This window comes from Clostridium sp. BSD2780061688st1 H5 (assembly GCF_005845155.1).
GTDB lineage: Bacteria > Bacillota > Clostridia > Lachnospirales > Lachnospiraceae > Claveliimonas > Claveliimonas intestinigallinarum.
In genome coordinates, this window is the sequence record NZ_SPGT01000038.1 from 1 (window position 1) to 17,414 (window position 17,414).

16 protein-coding genes are annotated in these 17,414 nt (G+C 52.6%); 3 read left to right on the plus strand and 13 right to left on the minus strand.

The genetic code is table 11. The annotated features are described in order from the left end of the window. Nucleotides 1–327: 327 nt before the first annotated feature. The 11 genes from FGQ86_RS15235 to FGQ86_RS15285 form a co-directional block, all read right to left on the minus strand. Nucleotides 328–1,251 (minus strand): CvpA family protein, encoded by a 924-nt coding sequence (locus FGQ86_RS15235; protein WP_138304989.1) that lies wholly within the window; start codon nt 1,249–1,251, stop codon nt 328–330. A 9-nt stretch (nt 1,252–1,260) separates the two neighbouring features. Further along, on the minus strand, nt 1,261–2,499 hold the full coding sequence (locus tag FGQ86_RS15240) for a DUF5711 family protein (protein ID WP_033125339.1): 1,239 nt from the start codon (nt 2,497–2,499) through the stop codon (nt 1,261–1,263). A gap of 107 nt (nt 2,500–2,606) precedes the next feature. Next, complete coding sequence (locus tag FGQ86_RS15245; protein ID WP_138304991.1) at nt 2,607–3,743, minus strand: LysM peptidoglycan-binding domain-containing protein; 1,137 nt, start codon at nt 3,741–3,743, stop codon at nt 2,607–2,609. A gap of 215 nt (nt 3,744–3,958) precedes the next feature. Beyond that, nucleotides 3,959–4,900, minus strand: coding sequence for a transketolase family protein (locus FGQ86_RS15250; protein WP_138304993.1), 942 nt, complete (start codon nt 4,898–4,900; stop codon nt 3,959–3,961). Beyond that, entirely contained in the window at nt 4,888–5,724 is an 837-nt protein-coding gene (locus tag FGQ86_RS15255; protein ID WP_138304995.1) for a transketolase, read from the minus strand. The genes FGQ86_RS15250 and FGQ86_RS15255 overlap by 13 nt, the downstream gene beginning before the upstream one ends. Before the next feature lie 70 nt (nt 5,725–5,794). Further along, on the minus strand, nt 5,795–6,451 hold the full coding sequence (gene fsa, locus FGQ86_RS15260) for a fructose-6-phosphate aldolase (RefSeq protein ID WP_033125343.1): 657 nt from the start codon (nt 6,449–6,451) through the stop codon (nt 5,795–5,797). Between the two features lie 259 nt (nt 6,452–6,710). Beyond that, nucleotides 6,711–7,826: a LacI family DNA-binding transcriptional regulator gene (locus FGQ86_RS15265; protein WP_033125344.1), complete on the minus strand. Its 1,116-nt coding sequence runs from the start codon at nt 7,824–7,826 to the stop codon at nt 6,711–6,713. A gap of 3 nt (nt 7,827–7,829) precedes the next feature. After that, nucleotides 7,830–8,426, minus strand: a complete 597-nt coding sequence (gene recR / locus FGQ86_RS15270; protein ID WP_033125345.1) for a recombination mediator RecR — start codon at nt 8,424–8,426, stop codon at nt 7,830–7,832. A gap of 24 nt (nt 8,427–8,450) precedes the next feature. Continuing rightward, a complete protein-coding gene (locus FGQ86_RS15275) occupies nt 8,451–8,801 on the minus strand; it encodes a YbaB/EbfC family nucleoid-associated protein (RefSeq protein ID WP_033125346.1) in 351 nt (116 codons plus the stop codon). Nucleotides 8,802–8,852: 51 nt separating this feature from the next. Further along, nucleotides 8,853–10,424, minus strand: a complete 1,572-nt coding sequence (gene dnaX / locus FGQ86_RS15280; protein ID WP_138304997.1) for a DNA polymerase III subunit gamma/tau — start codon at nt 10,422–10,424, stop codon at nt 8,853–8,855. 29 nt (nt 10,425–10,453) lie between these two features. Continuing rightward, a complete protein-coding gene (locus tag FGQ86_RS15285; protein ID WP_033125349.1) occupies nt 10,454–11,530 on the minus strand; it encodes an ATP-dependent 6-phosphofructokinase in 1,077 nt (358 codons plus the stop codon). Nucleotides 11,531–11,711: 181 nt separating this feature from the next. Here FGQ86_RS15285 and map point away from each other — a divergent pair, with 181 nt between their 5' ends. Beyond that, on the plus strand, nt 11,712–12,521 hold the full coding sequence (gene map, locus FGQ86_RS15290; RefSeq protein WP_033125348.1) for a type I methionyl aminopeptidase: 810 nt from the start codon (nt 11,712–11,714) through the stop codon (nt 12,519–12,521). 88 nt (nt 12,522–12,609) lie between these two features. Here map and FGQ86_RS15295 read toward each other — a convergent pair whose 3' ends face one another. After that, entirely contained in the window at nt 12,610–13,776 is a 1,167-nt protein-coding gene (locus FGQ86_RS15295; protein ID WP_033125982.1) for a membrane protein, read from the minus strand. Between the two features lie 245 nt (nt 13,777–14,021). On the opposite strand from FGQ86_RS15295, the gene FGQ86_RS15300 reads away from it, so the two are divergent. Both FGQ86_RS15300 and glgD read left to right on the plus strand, forming a co-directional pair. Further along, the gene (locus FGQ86_RS15300; protein ID WP_033125981.1) at nt 14,022–15,161 is read left to right on the plus strand and encodes a glucose-1-phosphate adenylyltransferase; all 1,140 of its coding nucleotides are present in this window, start codon (nt 14,022–14,024) and stop codon (nt 15,159–15,161) included. A gap of 1 nt (nt 15,162) precedes the next feature. Then, complete coding sequence (gene glgD / locus FGQ86_RS15305; RefSeq protein ID WP_138305002.1) at nt 15,163–16,278, plus strand: glucose-1-phosphate adenylyltransferase subunit GlgD; 1,116 nt, start codon at nt 15,163–15,165, stop codon at nt 16,276–16,278. A gap of 151 nt (nt 16,279–16,429) precedes the next feature. On the opposite strand, the gene FGQ86_RS15310 is transcribed toward glgD, so the two are convergent. Further along, nucleotides 16,430–17,414 (minus strand): hypothetical protein (locus FGQ86_RS15310; protein WP_207670745.1); only part of this gene is annotated, 985 nt, incomplete at its 5' end.

Sequence of the window (17,414 nt, forward strand, 5' to 3'; positions counted from 1 at the left end):
GGTCTGATTTCCGTTCTGAATATTTCTCTTAGAAATTTTCAGGGTCGTTGTCTATTGTTCAGTTATCAAGGTTCTTTGTTTTGTTGTCTTTCGCATCTCAGCGACAACTTCTATATCATATCATGTCGCTTCGTGTTTGTCAACAACTTTTTTCAACTTTTTTCTTCTTCCTTTTCGAAAGTTTTCTGCGAATACCAGCAAACCTGCGCTCCCGCGCCGTTATCACGCTGGCCTTATCCGGCAAAAAATCCACCCTCTTGCGTGGTGGATTTTTATAATATCATCATAATCCTGTGGTGTCAATGCTTTTTTTCATTTTTTTACTTTTTATTTGAATGACACTGCCATCTTCAATACTGGATTGTATTCATAGATTACCCGCAGAATATCATTTCCCTGGATCGTGTCGTAAGCCTCCCTTCCAAAAGAGGTGGTATACAGCATGGTAATGATCATAAAAAGGATCCACACAATGATGAGCCCCCCGGCCGCGCCGAGAAGCGCCCCGCCGAGCCGGTTGAAAAATCCCAGCACAGGAAGGTTTGCCACGATATCCAGGGCGAAGATGATAGCCCGCATCACAACTGTGATGATCACAAACGTCAGAATAAAGGAAAGGATGTTGATGATCAGTCTGGCGGCATAGGCTGAGATATACTGGATAAAATTGTCCACTCCCAGCTCATCATACATCTCACTGTTATTGTTATTGAGGAGAAGCGCCTTGAATACACCCGGGATATCAGCCCCCTCGATGGCCGCGATCTGCGTATCCCTGGGAATTTCCACGTCCTCCAGTATGCTCTGGGCTTCCTCGCCGCCTCCCTGCAGTCCGTCCAGAAGGCTGCTGGATATACCATACTGAGCCAGTTCATCACTGGTGACATTTCCATTTACAATATCCTCCACCGTGATGCCCACTGCGTTCAGCTGAGCCTCGGTGATGCCGGCTGACTCCAGAACCCGCCTCACATTTTCCACGGTAAGGCCTGTCCCTCCCTCCTCTGTGTCTCCCTGAAGGACAGAGGACGCCATTCCCATGATAGACTGCTCCGCCTGACTTTCGATCATTTCATCCAGAGGCGTCGCCGCCATGATCCCCTGACTCACGTAAGGGGTCAGGAAAAACACAAGAATAAATGTCACAATAGTGGCCGCCAGCGAGACCGCGATCTTGACCGCTCCCCTGTACAGACCGACAACTATGCATATAAGGAAGATTACTCCTGTAGCTATGATTATCCAATTCATATTTTCTCCTTACTTGACAAACCGGACAACCTCCATCCCGTTTGTATTCATCACTATGTATTTATTGACTCCAAAGGCAGGGAACATTTCCAGGATCGTCTCATCCATCTCTCCCTCAAACTTATGAACGCCCGCTCTGGTAAACACGCTGCACTGCGTCCCACCGTACATGATCACCTGCATACCGCATATTTTGATATTGGAGTAGTCCCCGGTAAATTTCTCCGACATGACCATACTGCCGCTCTTGTTGTAAAGGCGCAGCTCATAACCTGCCTCCCCCTCGTTTTTCAACACCAGACCGATGTAGGAAGAGCTGTGGCAGACGCTTTTGACCTCCTTGTCCAGCTCGATGGTCTGCTGCAGGGCGGGTGTATCCTGTCCCCGGTAGATCAGCACTCTGTCATTCCCCACGGCCACGGAAGTATTTTCATCCATAAAAAAGACTGTGGGCGCTATCATGTCCTCATAGGTGTCTGTCACCACCTCGTAATTTTCCGCCTGAGCTCCCGCCTCTCCAAAATTGTAATAGTAGATATTGGAGACGGTCCTGCCGCCACGCACGGTCATGTAGGACACCATCAGAAGCTCTCCGTTCTCGGAGAGACCGATATCCAGGGGATAGCCGTTCCCGGTCATCGCAGAGTCCAGCTCAGCCAGTATATTCCCCGCCGCGTCGTAGCAGACAATCCGCGGCTCGCTGTCCCCGTTTAATATGGCAGCCACAATTCCCTGGGAGGACACGACCGCTTTCTCTATCGGAAGCGTGGTCTCTATCTCTCCTTTCAGTCCCTCCTCATCCACCACGATCATGTCGTTTCCGCCTTTATCTGCCACTACCGCCGAGTCGCCGAATTCATAGACAGTAGGCGTCTGCATCTGATAGGACTGGTTCCACACCTCCTCACCCTTCCGGTCCAGCAGGACAATGCCGTCCCGGCTGTACTTGAGCACCCCGCTGCCGAACTGCCGGTAGCTGCTGTTTCCCGCGTCTTCTGCCCCATATATATCAATCGTACGCACGGAGGTGTATGTCTGGAGATTTATGAACAAAAACACACCCACCAGAACAAGGATCACAGCCGCGGCCGTAATAATCATCCTGCGGCGGGTCCTCCTCCTGTAGTCCCTCACCTGTGCATCCAGCTCCTGCATGGTGGGATCCGGAACCGGCTCTCCCGGCTGCTGCCCGGGCTGCCCTTTTCCCTCCCGCACAATGTGAAATCTTTCTCTTATCTTTTGCCTCATACATCAACCTCGTTTTCTTCTATGGTTTGCTGTCCATGTGCTCCTATTATACCATGGATGCGCCAGTTCTCAAGTGGCAATCCCGCAAAACGTCCCGCGCCCGCAGGTCAGGGGAGCAGCAGCTTCTGTCCGATGAAGATCAGGTTGCCGTCTGTCAGCCCGTTCATCTTGCAGATGGCCTCCGCCTCATCTGTGGTTCCGTAGAGCTTCAGGCTGATCTTGTCCAGAGTGTCTCCCCTCTGCACCGTATAGTACTCTTCTCCGCTCTCCCCCTCCTCGATAACCGGTGTGCTGTCCTCATCGCCGGAGCCGCCGGCTGCAGCGTCGTCGCCGGAGGCAGTCCCGCCGGAGCCGGAGACGTCAGATGCGCCTGCGGCGTCGGAGGCGGTGCCGGAGGTTCCGGAGGCTGACTGCTGATCCGCCTGTGGATCTACCGAGACGTCTCCCTCGGCCGGCTCACCGCCGCCTCCGCCCTGCACAGATTTGGACAGGGTCTCTATGGAGGACTGTACAGAATTCATTTTGTCATAGTTATTCATGGCTGAGATACCGATGGCCAGTACGACAACTACCAGCAGAACGCTTGTGAGGTACACGAGATGAGAATTGCTCCTCTGCTCCTGCGCCTCCAGCTTTTCCTTTACTGCAGAACGAAAATTCTTTGCAGCTCGATCCTCAACCACTTCACTGGGAGAAACGCCGATCTGTTTGCGCGTATTGATCATATAATTCTGCATATCCGGATTTTTTTCATAAAATATGTAATATCCGCCCATCTGCATAAGATCATGGTATTTATATGCAAAATAGATCTCCTCATCCTCCTCGGGATGCTTCATGATGAAAATGCTGTTTTTTTTCAGTCCCAGCTTTTCGTGGATCTGAACCATGCTGCCACTGAGCACAAGGGGCCTGCCGGGCGCTGCCAGGGCCCAGCCCACCACGTCCCGGCCAGGGAAATACTCGCCGCACTCTCGCAGCGCTTCCTCTCTGGCCGTATCGCTGATGCAGATCTCTCCGTTTTCCTCCGACACCTCTTCGATGCGGACGGCTCCGGTTATATATACACACTCCTGCCCTTCCACTACTGCGTTCTCCCCAAGCAGCAGCGCGCCCGTGGGCTCCTCCTTTGCCTGAGCCCTGAGCTGATCCAGGTAGGTGTCCACATAGTCCTCCACATAGATCTTGGGAGTATCCGAGACATTTCCTACCTGCCTTACATTTTTGGGAAATTTTCTTTCCATATACTCTCACCTCACTGGATATTTTTGCTTATCATAGCACAGGGTTTTTGCGCATTTTAGCAATCGGTGGGGCTTGTCTGTGAAAATTTACGTTATTTTTCTCCCGTCCTCGACACTTTCAGACCGTTTCTCTTTTCACCCGCGGCAGCACTGTGTCTATATATAGAAAAAGAGCCGGCGTCTCTGCCAGCTCTTCTCCGGTGTATATTTGTTTTCTATTTCAGGAATTCTTTTACCTTGGCGTAAATGCTGTCACTGTCCAGGCCGTATTTCTTGATGAGCTCCACAGCCGGGCCGGACTCGCCGAAGGTGTCGTTAATGCCGATCTTCATTACCTTTGCCGGTGCCTTCTCGGCAACCACATCGCAAACAGCGCTTCCGAGGCCGCCGATGATGGAGTGCTCCTCCACTGTCACGATCTTTCCTGTCTTGGCAGCCGCCTTGATGACAGCCTCCTCGTCCAGAGGCTTGATCGTGTGGATGTTAATGACCTCTGCGCTGATGCCGTCTGCCGCCAGCTTCTTGGCCGCTGCCAGGGACTCGGACACAGGAAGTCCTGTGGCGATGATGGTCACGTCTGTTCCCTCTCGCAGTGTCACTGCTTTTCCAAGCTCGAATTTATAATCCGGATTGTCGTTGATCACCGGAACAGCCAGTCTGCCAAAGCGCAGGTATACAGGTCCCTGATGCTCGTAGGCAGCCTCCACTGCGGCCCTTGCCTCCACATCATCGGAGGGGTTGATGACAACCATGCCCGGGATCGTTCTCATGAGAGCGATGTCCTCGTTGCACTGATGAGTCGCACCGTCCTCACCTACGGAGATACCCGCATGGGTAGCACCGATCTTCACGTTCAGCTTCGGGTAGCCGATGGAGTTGCGGACCTGCTCAAAGGCACGTCCTGCGGCGAACATGGCAAAGGAGCTGGCAAAGGGAACCTTGCCTGTGGTGGCGATACCTGCCGCCACGCCCATCATGTTGGCCTCGGCGATACCGCAGTCGATGTGGCGCTCCGGGAAGGCCTTCTTGAAGGTGCCAGTCTTTGTGGCGTTTGCAAGGTCAGCGTCCAGAACGACTACATCCTCGTGTTTCTTTCCTAATTCTACCAAAGCATTACCGTAGCTTTCTCTTGTTGCGATCTTCTTTACATCTGACATAATGCTTCACCTGCCTTTTCTAATTCTTCCATAGCTGTCTTGTACTGCTCGTCGTTGGGAGCGGTTCCGTGCCAGGACGCCTGGTTCTCCATGAAGGATACGCCTTTGCCCTTAACAGTCTTTGCAATGATGGCTGTGGGCTGTCCCTTCACCGTCCTGGCCTCCTTGAAGGCAGCGTCGATGGCGTCGAAGTCATGTCCGTCTATGTTGATCACATGGAAGTTGAACGCCTCAAACTTCTTGTCGATCGGGTAGGGTGAGTTCACATCCGTGATAGCCCCGTCGATCTGGAGATTGTTATTGTCCACGATCACCACAAGGTTGTCCAGCTTTCTGTGAGCGGCCAGCATAGAGGCCTCCCACACCTGGCCCTCCTGGATCTCGCCGTCGCCCACCAGTGTGTACACCCGGTAGTCATCTCCGGACAGCTTTGCGGAGATGGCCATTCCGACTGCCGCGGAGATGCCCTGTCCGAGTGAGCCGGAGGACATATCCACGCCCGGGATGTGCTTCATATCCGGATGCCCCTGCAGGTAGGAGCCTGTGTGGCGCAGCGTCTTTAAATCCTCCACAGGGAAAAATCCTCTGAGAGCGAGAGCTGAATAGTATCCGGGAGCCGTGTGTCCCTTGGAGAGGACGAACCGGTCTCTGTCGGCTTTTTTGGGATCCTTTGGATCGATGTTCAGCTCCTCAAAGTAAAGATAGGTAAAAATGTCTGCTGCTGACAGAGATCCGCCCGGATGACCGGACTTTGCGCTGTGGGTGGCTGTGATGACACCCTTGCGGACCTCGTTTGCAGTCTTCATAAGTTCTAATTTGTTCATGAAAATTGCCTCCTGGTGTTTATGGTTTTTTTCGTTTTTCCTTACGCTTCTGTTGTTTGCTCTCCGATGCCTACTCTCCGAAAACTGCCTTGTAATCTTCCTGGAATTTGATGATGCCGGCGTCTGTCAGAGGATGCTTTGTCATCTTCTCGATTACTGCGTAGGGAACTGTGGCAATATCTGCTCCTGCCAGAGCGCAGTCTGTCACATGCATCGGATGACGGATGCTGGCCGCGATGATCTGTGTGTCGATGTCGCCGGCAACCGCAAAGATTTCAGCGATCTCACGGATCAGGTCCACGCCTCTCACAGAGATGTCATCGAGACGGCCCAGGAACGGAGATACATATGTAGCGCCGGCTCTGGCTGCCAGAAGCGCCTGGTTGGCTGTGAAGATCAGTGTCACATTTGTCTTGATGCCCTCGGATGTGAGCTGCTTGCAGGCCTTGAGTCCCTCTACAGTCATGGGGATCTTGACAACCATGTTGGGATGGATCTTGGCGATCTCGCGCCCCTCTTTGATCATACCCTCAGCATCTGTGGTCGTAGCCTTCACCTCGCCGCTGATAGGCCCGTCCACGATAGACGCGATCTCCGCGATTACTTCCTCAAACACACGACCCTCTTTCGCGATCAGTGAGGGGTTTGTCGTAACTCCGCAGATAACGCCCATGTCGTTTGCCTTCTTAATGTCTTCCACCTTGGCTGTGTCGATAAAAAACTTCATTTTTCTTCCTCCTTGATATGTTGAACGTCTGGCCTAAGCCTATTTGTCTAAATTATATCTCATTTAAAAGGGGATGGTCAATAGTAGTTCCGTCTTATTAATAATTCATCTAGTTAATAATATCTAATTATTAATTCCGTTTTTCTATATTTCATGTTAAATCCCTGTTAACATGAACAGAAACAGCCTTTTTTCAGTTTTTTCTCCGCAGCTAAAAGGGCGAGAAATCATTTTATTATTAATAATTTTCTCAAATGCATTAATTTTTCTTTTTTCTGCTCTTTGTCCCGCTCTTCGGATAGGATGTGGTGCCCCGGACGATCAGCCTGGGCTCATACTCCACATGGTAGGTGCTGATAGGCTCCACATCGGTATATTTTTCCCTCCTGGAGTCGATCTTCTTCATGATAATATCGCAGGCGTCACGGCCTTTGAAGATCACGAAGTGTTCAATGGTGGTGAGGGACATTTTGTGCATACTGGCAAACAGAGTGTTGTCACAGCCCATGACGGACACGTCCCCGGGCACCTTCAGCTTCGCCTCCTGGAGAGCATCCAGGATGCCGAAGGCGATCATATCATTGAGTCCCACAATGGCTGTCACATCCTGCTGCTCCGCCAGGAGCTCCTTTGTCAGGTCGTAGCCGATCTTGTACTCCGAGTCGATGTGGGCGATGTCCAGATCGATCTCCTCGTCCGCCGCCTTGATGATGACCTGATCCCTGAGCCCGGCCTTCTCGAACTCCTTCAGGAATCCCTCCACCCGCTTGGACCTCTGCTTCTGCCGCACGGTCAGCGGAGGAGCTATATAGGCAACTTTTCTGTGTCCCAGCTCCAGCAGATGCCGGGCCATGATCCTGCCCAGCTTGGAATTGTCCAGCTCTACCGCGTCCACGTTCAGGTGCTCGTTCTGGTTGTTGACAATGACCACCGGAATCTCCTCCGCCAGCTTCTCTACCGTATCCATGAAGCAGTGACTTGGATTGCAGGTGTAGATGATCCCCACCGGATGGAGCTCGTTCATCATCTTCAGATATCGCTCCTCCATCCGCAGGTCCCTCTGGGTGTTGCACACAAAGAGTCCGTAGCCCTGCTCCTTTGCCCGCAGCTCAATGCCCTGCAGGAGCATGACATAGTAGGGGTTTGTGAGATTAGAGCAAAAGACCACCAGGAGTTTCTCCCGGCGGCTCTCTTTGCGCACCTTTCGCTTTGGCAGGACATAGCCCAGTTCCTTGGCCGCCTCCTCCACCTTCCTCACGGTCTCCTTGGAAAAGGACACATTGTATTTCCGGTTCAGCACCATAGAGACAGTCGCCTGGGATACGCCCGCCGCCCGGGCAATGTCTGTAGAAGTCACTTTTTTCTTTCCCGCCATCGTCTATATCTCCGTTCTTCCTTCCAAAGCCCGCAGAAGAGTCACCTCATCGATATATTCCAGGTCGCCTCCCACAGGCACGCCGCTCGCGATGCGGCTCACCTTGATCCCCGCGGGCTTGATCAGCTTGCTGATGTACATAGCGGTTGTCTCCCCCTCCAGGCTGGAGTTGGTGGCTATGATCACCTCATCCACGTCTCCCCTCAGGCGCTCCATCAGCTCCTTGAGGCGGATATCTCCGGGTCCGATCCCCAGCATAGGGGAGATGGCCCCGTGGAGCACATGATAGACTCCGTTATACTTTCCTGTCTTCTCGTAGGCAGCCAGGTCCCTGGGCGTCTCCACCACCATGATGGTCCTGTGATCCCTGTCCGGATTGGCGCAGATGGGGCAAACCTCCTGGTCTGTCAGCGTGCAGCACTGAGCACAGTAGCGGACATTGTCCCTGGCCTCCACAATGGACTGGGCCAGCTCATGAACCTGCTCCTTTGGCATGCTGATGAGATGGAAAGCCAGCCTCTGGGCCGACTTTGGTCCGATCCCCGGCAGCCGGGAAAACTGCTCGATGAGCCGGCTTATCTGACTGCTGTAGTAATCCATACGTTTTTCACCGCCGCTTCTATCCTAGAACAGGCCCGGCATGCCGCCGCCCATTCCTCCGGTAAATTTGGACATGCCTGCCGCTGACTCCTGATCCACCTTCTCAAGGGCCTCGTTCACAGCCGCCACGATCATATCCTCAAGCATCTCCACATCATCGGGATCCACTGCCTCTTCATCCAGCTTCACCTTCAGCAGCTTCTTGGCTCCGGACACAGTGACCTCCACCGCTCCGCCTCCGGCTGTGGCGGAGAACTCCTTCGTCTCCATCTCCTTTGCCTGCTCTTCCATCTGGCGCTGCATCTTCTGCGCCTGCTTCATAAGATTTGCCATGTTTCCGGGCATTCCACCCGGAAATCCTCCACGTCTTGCCATGGTTTTCCTCCTTGCTCTTCTATCTTACTTTTTCATGTCTGTTCTTCTGTATCAATCTTCTATGGTGATATCCATGTGGATCAGCTTCTCTATATCCACAAAGCTGTCCTCGAAGCGTCTGCCCTCCTCAACCTGGCGGACATCCACCTCCATCTGCTTGCCCGTCTTCTCCGCGATCAGCCGCTCGATCTCTTCCCTGTGCTCCGGCCTGGCCACAAAGGCGGCGCTCACCTCGTCCTCCAGGACGATGAGGAGATGGTCGTTCTCCCCGGCGCTTAAGCGGGCCTTCTTCAGGTAGCCGCGCAGCATGGGGGAAGCCTCCTGGGCTATGGCCCGGAAGTCCGACGCCACCGCCTTCACATCCTCGCTGAGAGCCTTCGGAAGCTTCGGCGCGGGCGCGGGATCAGCCGCCTCCTCTCGCACTGCCCGGACTGTCTGGCCGGCCGGGGCGGCTACTCCTGTCTCCTCCAGCTTCTTCACCTCGTCCTCCAGCGCCCGTATCCTGGAAAGCAGGGCGTCCTGGCTTGTCTCCATCTGGGGCCGGCACAGCTTGATGAAGGTCACCTCCAGGAGCACTCTCTTCTGGGCCGCGTATTTCAGCTTTCCTGTCAGCTCTGAGAAAATGCGAATGTACCGGATCAGCTCATCGGTCCCGATCATCTGAGATTCCTCCTTGATCCTTGCCAGGTTCTCTGTGGACACATCCAGCACATCCTCCATCTCCTCGGAGCTCTGCACAAGGAGAAGGTTCCGCAGGTACCAGGTGAAATCCGCCGCCATCTGGGACAGCTCACGCCCCTGCATCACCAGCTCGTCCACAGTCTCGATGACCTTTTTCACATCCCGCTCCAGAAGCTCCCGCAGCAGGCGGCTGAACACGTCCGCGTCCACCGCCCCCAGGACCTCCAGCACATTGTCGTAGGTGAGCCGTTTGCCGATGTAAAAGGCCGTGCACTGGTCCAGAAGGCTCAGGGCATCCCTCATGGAACCGTCCGCCATTCTGGCGATATAGCGCACCGCCTTGTCCTCCACATCCAGGCCCTCCTTATCGATGAGCTCCCGCAGCCTGTCAGAGATGGTCTCTATGGAGATCCTCTTGAAATCATACCGCTGGCACCGGCTCAGGATGGTCACCGGTATCTTGTGGGCCTCTGTCGTGGCCAGGATGAAGACGACGTACTCCGGCGGCTCCTCCAGCGTCTTCAGAAGCGCGTTGAAGGCTCCGATGGACAGCATGTGCACCTCGTCGATGATATAGACCTTGAACCGGCCCTCCGTGGGGCGGTAGGCCACCTCCTCCCGGATCTCCCGGATGTTGTCCACACCGTTGTTGGAGGCTGCGTCGATCTCGATCACGTTCATGGAAGTGCCGGCCGCTATGGACCGGCACATGGCACACTCACCGCAGGGGCTTCCCTCCACCGGGTGCTGGCAGTTGACAGCCTTGGCGAAGATCTTCGCCACCGTCGTCTTTCCGGTTCCCCTTGTCCCGCAGAAGAGATAGGCATGTCCGATCCTGTCGGTCTGTATCTGGTTTTTTAATGTCGTTACGATCGCATCCTGCCCTTTAACGTCCTCAAACTCACCGGGGCGGAATTTCCGGTATAATGCCGTGTAGCTCATCTGCCGCACTCCTTTTCATCAGTTTCACTTCATTTGTCTCCAAAGCTGATACCTGTCATCCTGGCCTCCTGGATGATGCCCGCCTCCGGGTCCACGCATTTCAGCTTTCCTGCCACCTCTGCAAGCGGCACCTTTGTGATCTCGCCGCTCCTGATCGCCATCATGCATCCGAAGTCTCCCTCCAGGATGCGCTCCGCGGCCGCGGCCCCCAGCCTTGTAGCCAGCACTCTGTCGTAAGGACAGGGAGATCCGCCTCTCTGGGTGTGTCCCGGCACCGTGATCCTGACCTCCTGGTCCATCTTCTTCTGGATCTTCTCCGCAATCTCGTAAGCCACGGAGGGATAGTTTGCCTTCGCCTTCTTGGCCTTCAGCTCCTTCTTGGAGAGCTTTGCGTCATCCTTGGAAATAGCTCCCTCAGCCACGGCAATGATGGTAAAATGTTTGCCCTCGGCCGCTCTCCTTTTAATGGCATCCACCACCACCTTGATGTCGTAGGGGATCTCCGGGAGAAGGATGATGTCCGCTCCGCCGGCGATGCCTGCGTGGAGAGTCACCCAGCCCACCTTGTGTCCCATGACTTCCACGATGAACACACGGCTGTGGGAGGTAGCTGTGGTGTGGATCCTGTCGATGGTGTCCGTGGCAATGTCCACTGCGCTCTGAAAACCGAAGGTCATGTCCGTTCCCCAGAGGTCATTATCGATAGTCTTGGGAAGGGTGATGACATTCAGCCCCTCCTCCCTTAAAAGGTTGGCTGTCTTGTGGGTCCCGTTTCCTCCCAGGATCACAAGGCAGTCCAGGTTCAGCTTGTGGTAGGTGTGCTTCATGGCCTCCACCTTGTCCAGCCCGTTCTCATCCGGCACCCGCATCAGCTTAAAGGGCTGTCTTGAGGTTCCCAGGATGGTCCCTCCCCTTGTCAGTATCCCAGAGAAATCTCTGGATGTAAGCATCTGAAAATTCGAGTAGATCAGTCCTTTATAGCCATCCTTAAATCCGTAAATCTCCACGTCATCTCTCTTTGAGCAGACTCCCTTTACCACTCCGCGCATGGCGGCGTTCAGCGCCTGGCAGTCTCCTCCGCTGGTAAGCATCCCGATCCGCAACATAATCCGGTCGCTCCTTTCCTTCTTTGATATTTCTAATTCAGTATACCCTATTTTTGAAAACAGCACAAGAAAAACCACAGCCCCGCACCTCCCGCCCTTTACGTTCTTTCCAAAAGCGAGTATACTGTTAGCGGAGCGCCCTGCGCTTCCGGAAATTTAACAGAAAGCTGGTAACAAAGATATGGATAAACTGGACATCAAGCTCTGGTCTCTGGCCGCCAAAGGTGAGATCGTCCCGGACAGGTCTCTGCTGAAGACCCCGGCGCAGATCAGGGAGATCAGGAAGAGCGCCGACCTGAACACCGGCGTGCTGGATCATGTGGCCGCCCACATAAAGGCAGGCATGAGCACAGCCGAGATTGACAGACTGGTGTACGACTACACCGTCTCCCACGGAGGCATCCCCGCCCCTCTCAATTACGAAGGGTTTCCGAAAAGCGTGTGCACTTCCATCAACAATGTGATCTGCCACGGCATACCGGATGGGAACGAGATCCTCAGAGAGGGAGACATCATCAACGTGGATGTCTCTACTATATTAAATGGATATTTCTCCGACGCCTCCCGCATGTTCACCATCGGGGAGGTAAGCCCCCGGGCCGAGAAGCTGGTGCGGGTCACAAAGGAGTGCGTGGAACTTGGCCTTTCCGCCGCAAAGCCCTGGGGGCATCTGGGCGACATTGCCTGGGCCATCAACAGCCACGCCCGGGAGAACGGCTACTCTGTGGTGGAGGACATCGGCGGCCACGGCATCGGCCTGGAATTCCACGAGGAGCCCTTTGTCAGCTATGTCACGCCCAAGGGAAGCGAGATGGTCCTTGTCCCCGGCATGATGTTCACCATCGAACCCATGATCAACGAGGGGAGCCCGGACTTCTTCATCGACGAGGAGAACGGCTGGACTGTCTACACCATCGACGACGGTCTGTCCGCTCAGATTGAATACATGGTCCTCGTCACAGAGACAGGCGTGGAGGTTCTGACAAAATAAATATGGATCATAAAAAAAGACTGCATCCGAAAATGCAGTCTTTTTTGTGAGCTGTCTGCCTGTTCCTTTAAATATTTTTATCAAATTATCAGAATATCAAAGTTACCAGCTTGAAAATAAAGTTTGCGGCGACACCGGCGCACAGACCGCCGATGGTGTGGCTGACGATAGCCTTGCCTGTCATGTGGGGGCACTTCAGAGCGGACATCATTCCCACGTGGGTGCTTAAGTAGCCGCTCCAGCACATGCACATAGCCGTAAACACCGCAATGTCGTTCGCGTGGATAGTGCCTGCGGACGCCATATCCGGCACAAGGCCGATGGCCGCTCCCGCAGCTCCCAGGGCCGTGATGGGCACCGCCACCGCGGACGCGTCCGAGAAGCCGAACAGGGGCGTCAGGATAAAGTCAACCTTCTCACCCAGCCAGGGCAGAAGGGCCACGCCCTCGTAGGCGGCTCCGGTGTAGGTGCCGTCAGCGGACGGCCCGTTTGTCAGCATCATGACGATGGTACAGATGACAAGCACGCCGGGAATGATAGCCATGCCCACTTCCACGCCGTTCTTTCCTCCGTCCAGCAGGGATTCCAGAAGTCTCCCCCCCGCACGGCCGTTACGGATCTCCCGCCTGTTGAGAAGCTCGTCAATAGACTCTCCTTCGGCTGTCGGTATGCAGTATTCCGTTGTCCCAAATTCCTTTTTCGTGAAGACCATCATAATCCTCACGCTGATGACACTTCCGATGATTGCGCCAATGTTTCCCACAAGGGCAGCCATCCCTATCTTCTCTCCCGGAAGATTGATGCCCAGCATAAAGGTGGTGACGATCAGTCCCATTCCAAAGGCCGTGCCCAGGTTGGTCAGAGCCGGAAGCTGATACTTTTTGAAGTATTTCCGGAAGTTTGTGTCCTCTGCCAGACCCAGGATGGCCGGATTGTCAGAGAGATATGTAGTCATGACTCCGACAGAGGCCGCGCCCGGCAGATCATACAGAGGCTTCATAAGGGGTGTGATCGCCTTGTTGATCAGGGCGATCACGCCGAACTCAGAGAGCACTCCTGAGAGAGCGCCCGCCATGACCGCAATGGCCATGATGTTGAATACTGTCTCGATCAGAAGCGCGTAGGCTGTGTTCATCAGCGTCTGCAGCATGTTGGCTCCACCCATGACTGCTGCCAGTCCTCCGAAAATGGCAAGAAAGATCACAAGGAAGATAAACGCTTCTGCGCTGACTGCTTTTTTAAATCGTTTCTCCATACTTTTCCCCATTTCTTTGTCGATTTTTAGACAATTCAGCTCTGTACACCACTATACATTACTTGCCCCGCAGTTGCAATCATTTTTGTTTCTTTTATGCATTGTTCTTGCAGGTTGTGCTTTTTCGTCAAATCTCGTATCAAATATCACAAAATTTCTTGTATTTTTTTCAAAAAATTATGGAAAGTGTCGCCGGAGAATTATATAATATTGTATATCACAGTAAAAGGAGGAGGGCGCATATTATGAAACAGAACAATATGTTAGCCATGATTTTAGCCGGCGGCCGTGGTTCAAGGCTGCACGAGCTGACCAATAAGGTTGCCAAGCCTGCCGTTTCATATGGCGGTAAATACAAGATCATCGATTTCCCCATCAGCAATTGTGCCAACAGCGGCATTGATGTAGTCGGAGTCCTCACACAGTATGAGTCCATTCAGCTGAACAGCTATGTGGCAGCGGGACGCCGCTGGGGACTGGATGCGAGGGACAGCGGTGTGTACGTACTCCCGCCCCGTGAGAAAGCGGACGTGGATCTGAACGTCTACAGGGGAACCGCAGACGCCATCTCACAGAATATTGATTTTATAGACTCCTACTCTCCGGAGTACCTTCTCATCCTCTCCGGCGACCACATCTACAAGATGAACTACGCAAAGATGCTGGCCTACCACAAGGAGCATGACGCAGATGCCACCATCGCCGTCATCGAGGTTCCCATGAGAGAGGCGAGCCGCTTCGGCATCATGAACACGGACGAGGAGGGCCGCATCGTGGAATTCCAGGAGAAGCCGGCCGAGCCCAAGAGCAATCTGGCTTCCATGGGTATCTACATCTTCAACTGGAAGCTGCTCCGCAAGATGCTGACGGCCGACATGAAAGATCCGGACTCCAGCCATGACTTCGGCAAGGACATCATACCCGCCATGCTGAACGACGGCAAAAAGCTGGTGGCCTACAAGTTCAAGGGCTACTGGAAGGATGTGGGGACCATCGACTCCCTGTGGGAGGCAAACATGGACCTGCTGGACAAGAACAATGAGCTGGATCTCCACGATGCATCCTGGAAGATCTACACAGAGGATGCCACAGCTCTTCCCCAGTACATAGGACCGGACGCCGAGATCGACCAGGCCTTCATCACGCAGGGCTGCGTCATCGAGGGCTCCATCAAGAATTCCGTCCTGTTCACCGGCGCCAGAGTCGGCGCAGGCGCAAAGGTCATTGACAGTGTTCTCATGCCCGGCGCAGAGGTAGCCGAGGGGGCTGTTGTGCAGCGGGCACTTGTGGCGGACAATGTCAAGATTGGAAAAGAGGCTCAGGTCGGCAGCGCTGACAGCGAGCACATCGAGCTTGTCGCCAAACGTGTAAAGGGGGTTGAGTAATATGGCCAAAGCATTAGGTATTGTAAACTTTTCCGGAAACCACATCTGGGTGGAGGGGATGCAGGCTCACCGCCCCATCGGCGCCTTCTCCTTCCTGGGACGGTACCGCGTGATCGATTTCCCGATCTCAAACATGAGCAACAGCGGCATTGACCAGATCCAGGTATACATCCGCAGAAAGCCCCGTTCCCTGACAGAGCATCTGGGAACCGGACGTCACTATAACATTAACTCCAAGCGCGGCAGACTCCACATCCTGTTCTCAGAGACAGGTCTGGAGCACGATATCTACAACAATGATATCGCCGCCTTCATGGAAAATATGGAGTGCATCCGCACAGTAAACTGCGACTATGTGGTGATCGCGCCCAGCTACATGATCTACTCTCAGGATTTCAGCGAGCTGCTCCAGACCCACATTGACTCAGGGGCGGACATCACGCTTTTGTACCACTCCACAGACGACGCGAAGGAGCATTTCCTGAACTGCAATACAGTCAACCTGAACAAGCAGAAGGGCGTCCTCTCTCTGGAGATGAACCGCGGAACAGCAAAGAACCGCCATATCTTCATGGACACCTACGTGATGTCAAAGGATCTCTTCATCGACTTAGTTAATAAGGCCCACAAGACCTCCTCCATGTACAGCCTGGCGGATATCGTGAACGTGGCCTGCGATGAGCTGGATGTGAGGGGCGTCTCCCACAGAGGATACTTTGCCTCCATCACAGACTTCAAGAGCTACTATGACGCGAACATCTCCCTCATTGACTTCAAGACAGCTCTCAGCCTTTTTGACAATGAGTGGCCCATCTACACACGAACCAACGATTCCTGCCCGACTCAGTATTTCGAGGGCTCCAACGTAAAGAATTCCGTTGTCTCAAACGGCTGCCTCATCGAGGGAACCATCGAGAATTCTGTCATCGGACGTGGCTGTGTGATCAAGAAGGGCGCCGTTGTGAAAAACTGTGTCATCCTTCCCGACGTCACAGTGGACACAGACGTCCATCTGGAAAACATTGTGGCGGACAAGCACGCAAGGATCACTCATGTGAAAGAGATTGTGGCTGACCCCAATGAGCCGGGATACATCAAGAGAAACGATGTGATTTAAACCTTTACTGGCTACTTTATTTCACAAAAACTCACAACACAAAAATAAGCATATATTTGCGAATTTTGGATGTTATTAACAGACAATCTTCACAATATATGCTTATTTTTATACCTATACTATTTTATTGTTAAAAAAACATTTCATATAATCATTGTAAATAGAAATAAGTAGCACCAAGCCATGACCCCCATATAGAAAAACTAGCCTCTTCTTGCCCAGAAATATCATTATAGAAATCTGTCAGCCGTAAGCTTTGATCTTCTCCCGTATCTGTATCTATAATATTATAATATGCATAAAAATGCGTGTATTCGTCATTGCCTTCTACTTTCTCCAACTCTGCATGATAGCTTTTCCCTGCCTCAACCTTTCCTCCAATTCTACTTGGTGCAGTAAAGCTAAATGTAATATTTTTCCCATCCTCAGAAATTTCTTCTACAGTAAAAGTTCCATCCGAATAATCACCATCAAAATCTCTGCAAAACACTCCTGCCAATACATTTTCAGTTCTTATGACGATTTCTCTAGGGTCTTCCAAGTTATTACTTATTTGCCATCCATTATCGGTATCTACATATGTACAATCCAAAACTCCACTAATATTAGTTTCGAACAATCTATAACTGTCATCTATCTTTTTATAACTAATCTGGTGAATTCCAGTATCTGAATTATATATATCATCTACATATTCCATATCATTATTGTTTAAGAGGTTAGACATATCTTCCTCTGTCATCCCTTGTATCATATTATCAACCCAAAAAACAGGATAACTTGTGTTTTCTGCTTCTAACATCCATCCTCTATCATCATAATAATTATAAACAAGCGTCGTCTCTGCAGTCATTTCTGCATATTCGTCTTCTGCATAAATAGAAATATCTGCTGTCCATGTTTTCTCTGTTTCTTGCAATTGACTCCTTTGAATTTCAATTTCAGACGCATTTTCCAAAGTTTGAGAAGGAAATAATGTCTGTAAATCATCTAAAATTTTCTCCTCATCTGGCGTATTTTTCATACCATTACAACCGAAAAGCGAAAATGTGCTTATTCTGCAATCAGCGGGCTCAAACAGACGGTTTTGCGGAGCAAAACGGACGCGATGCGGAGCGAGCGGACTTAACCTGTAG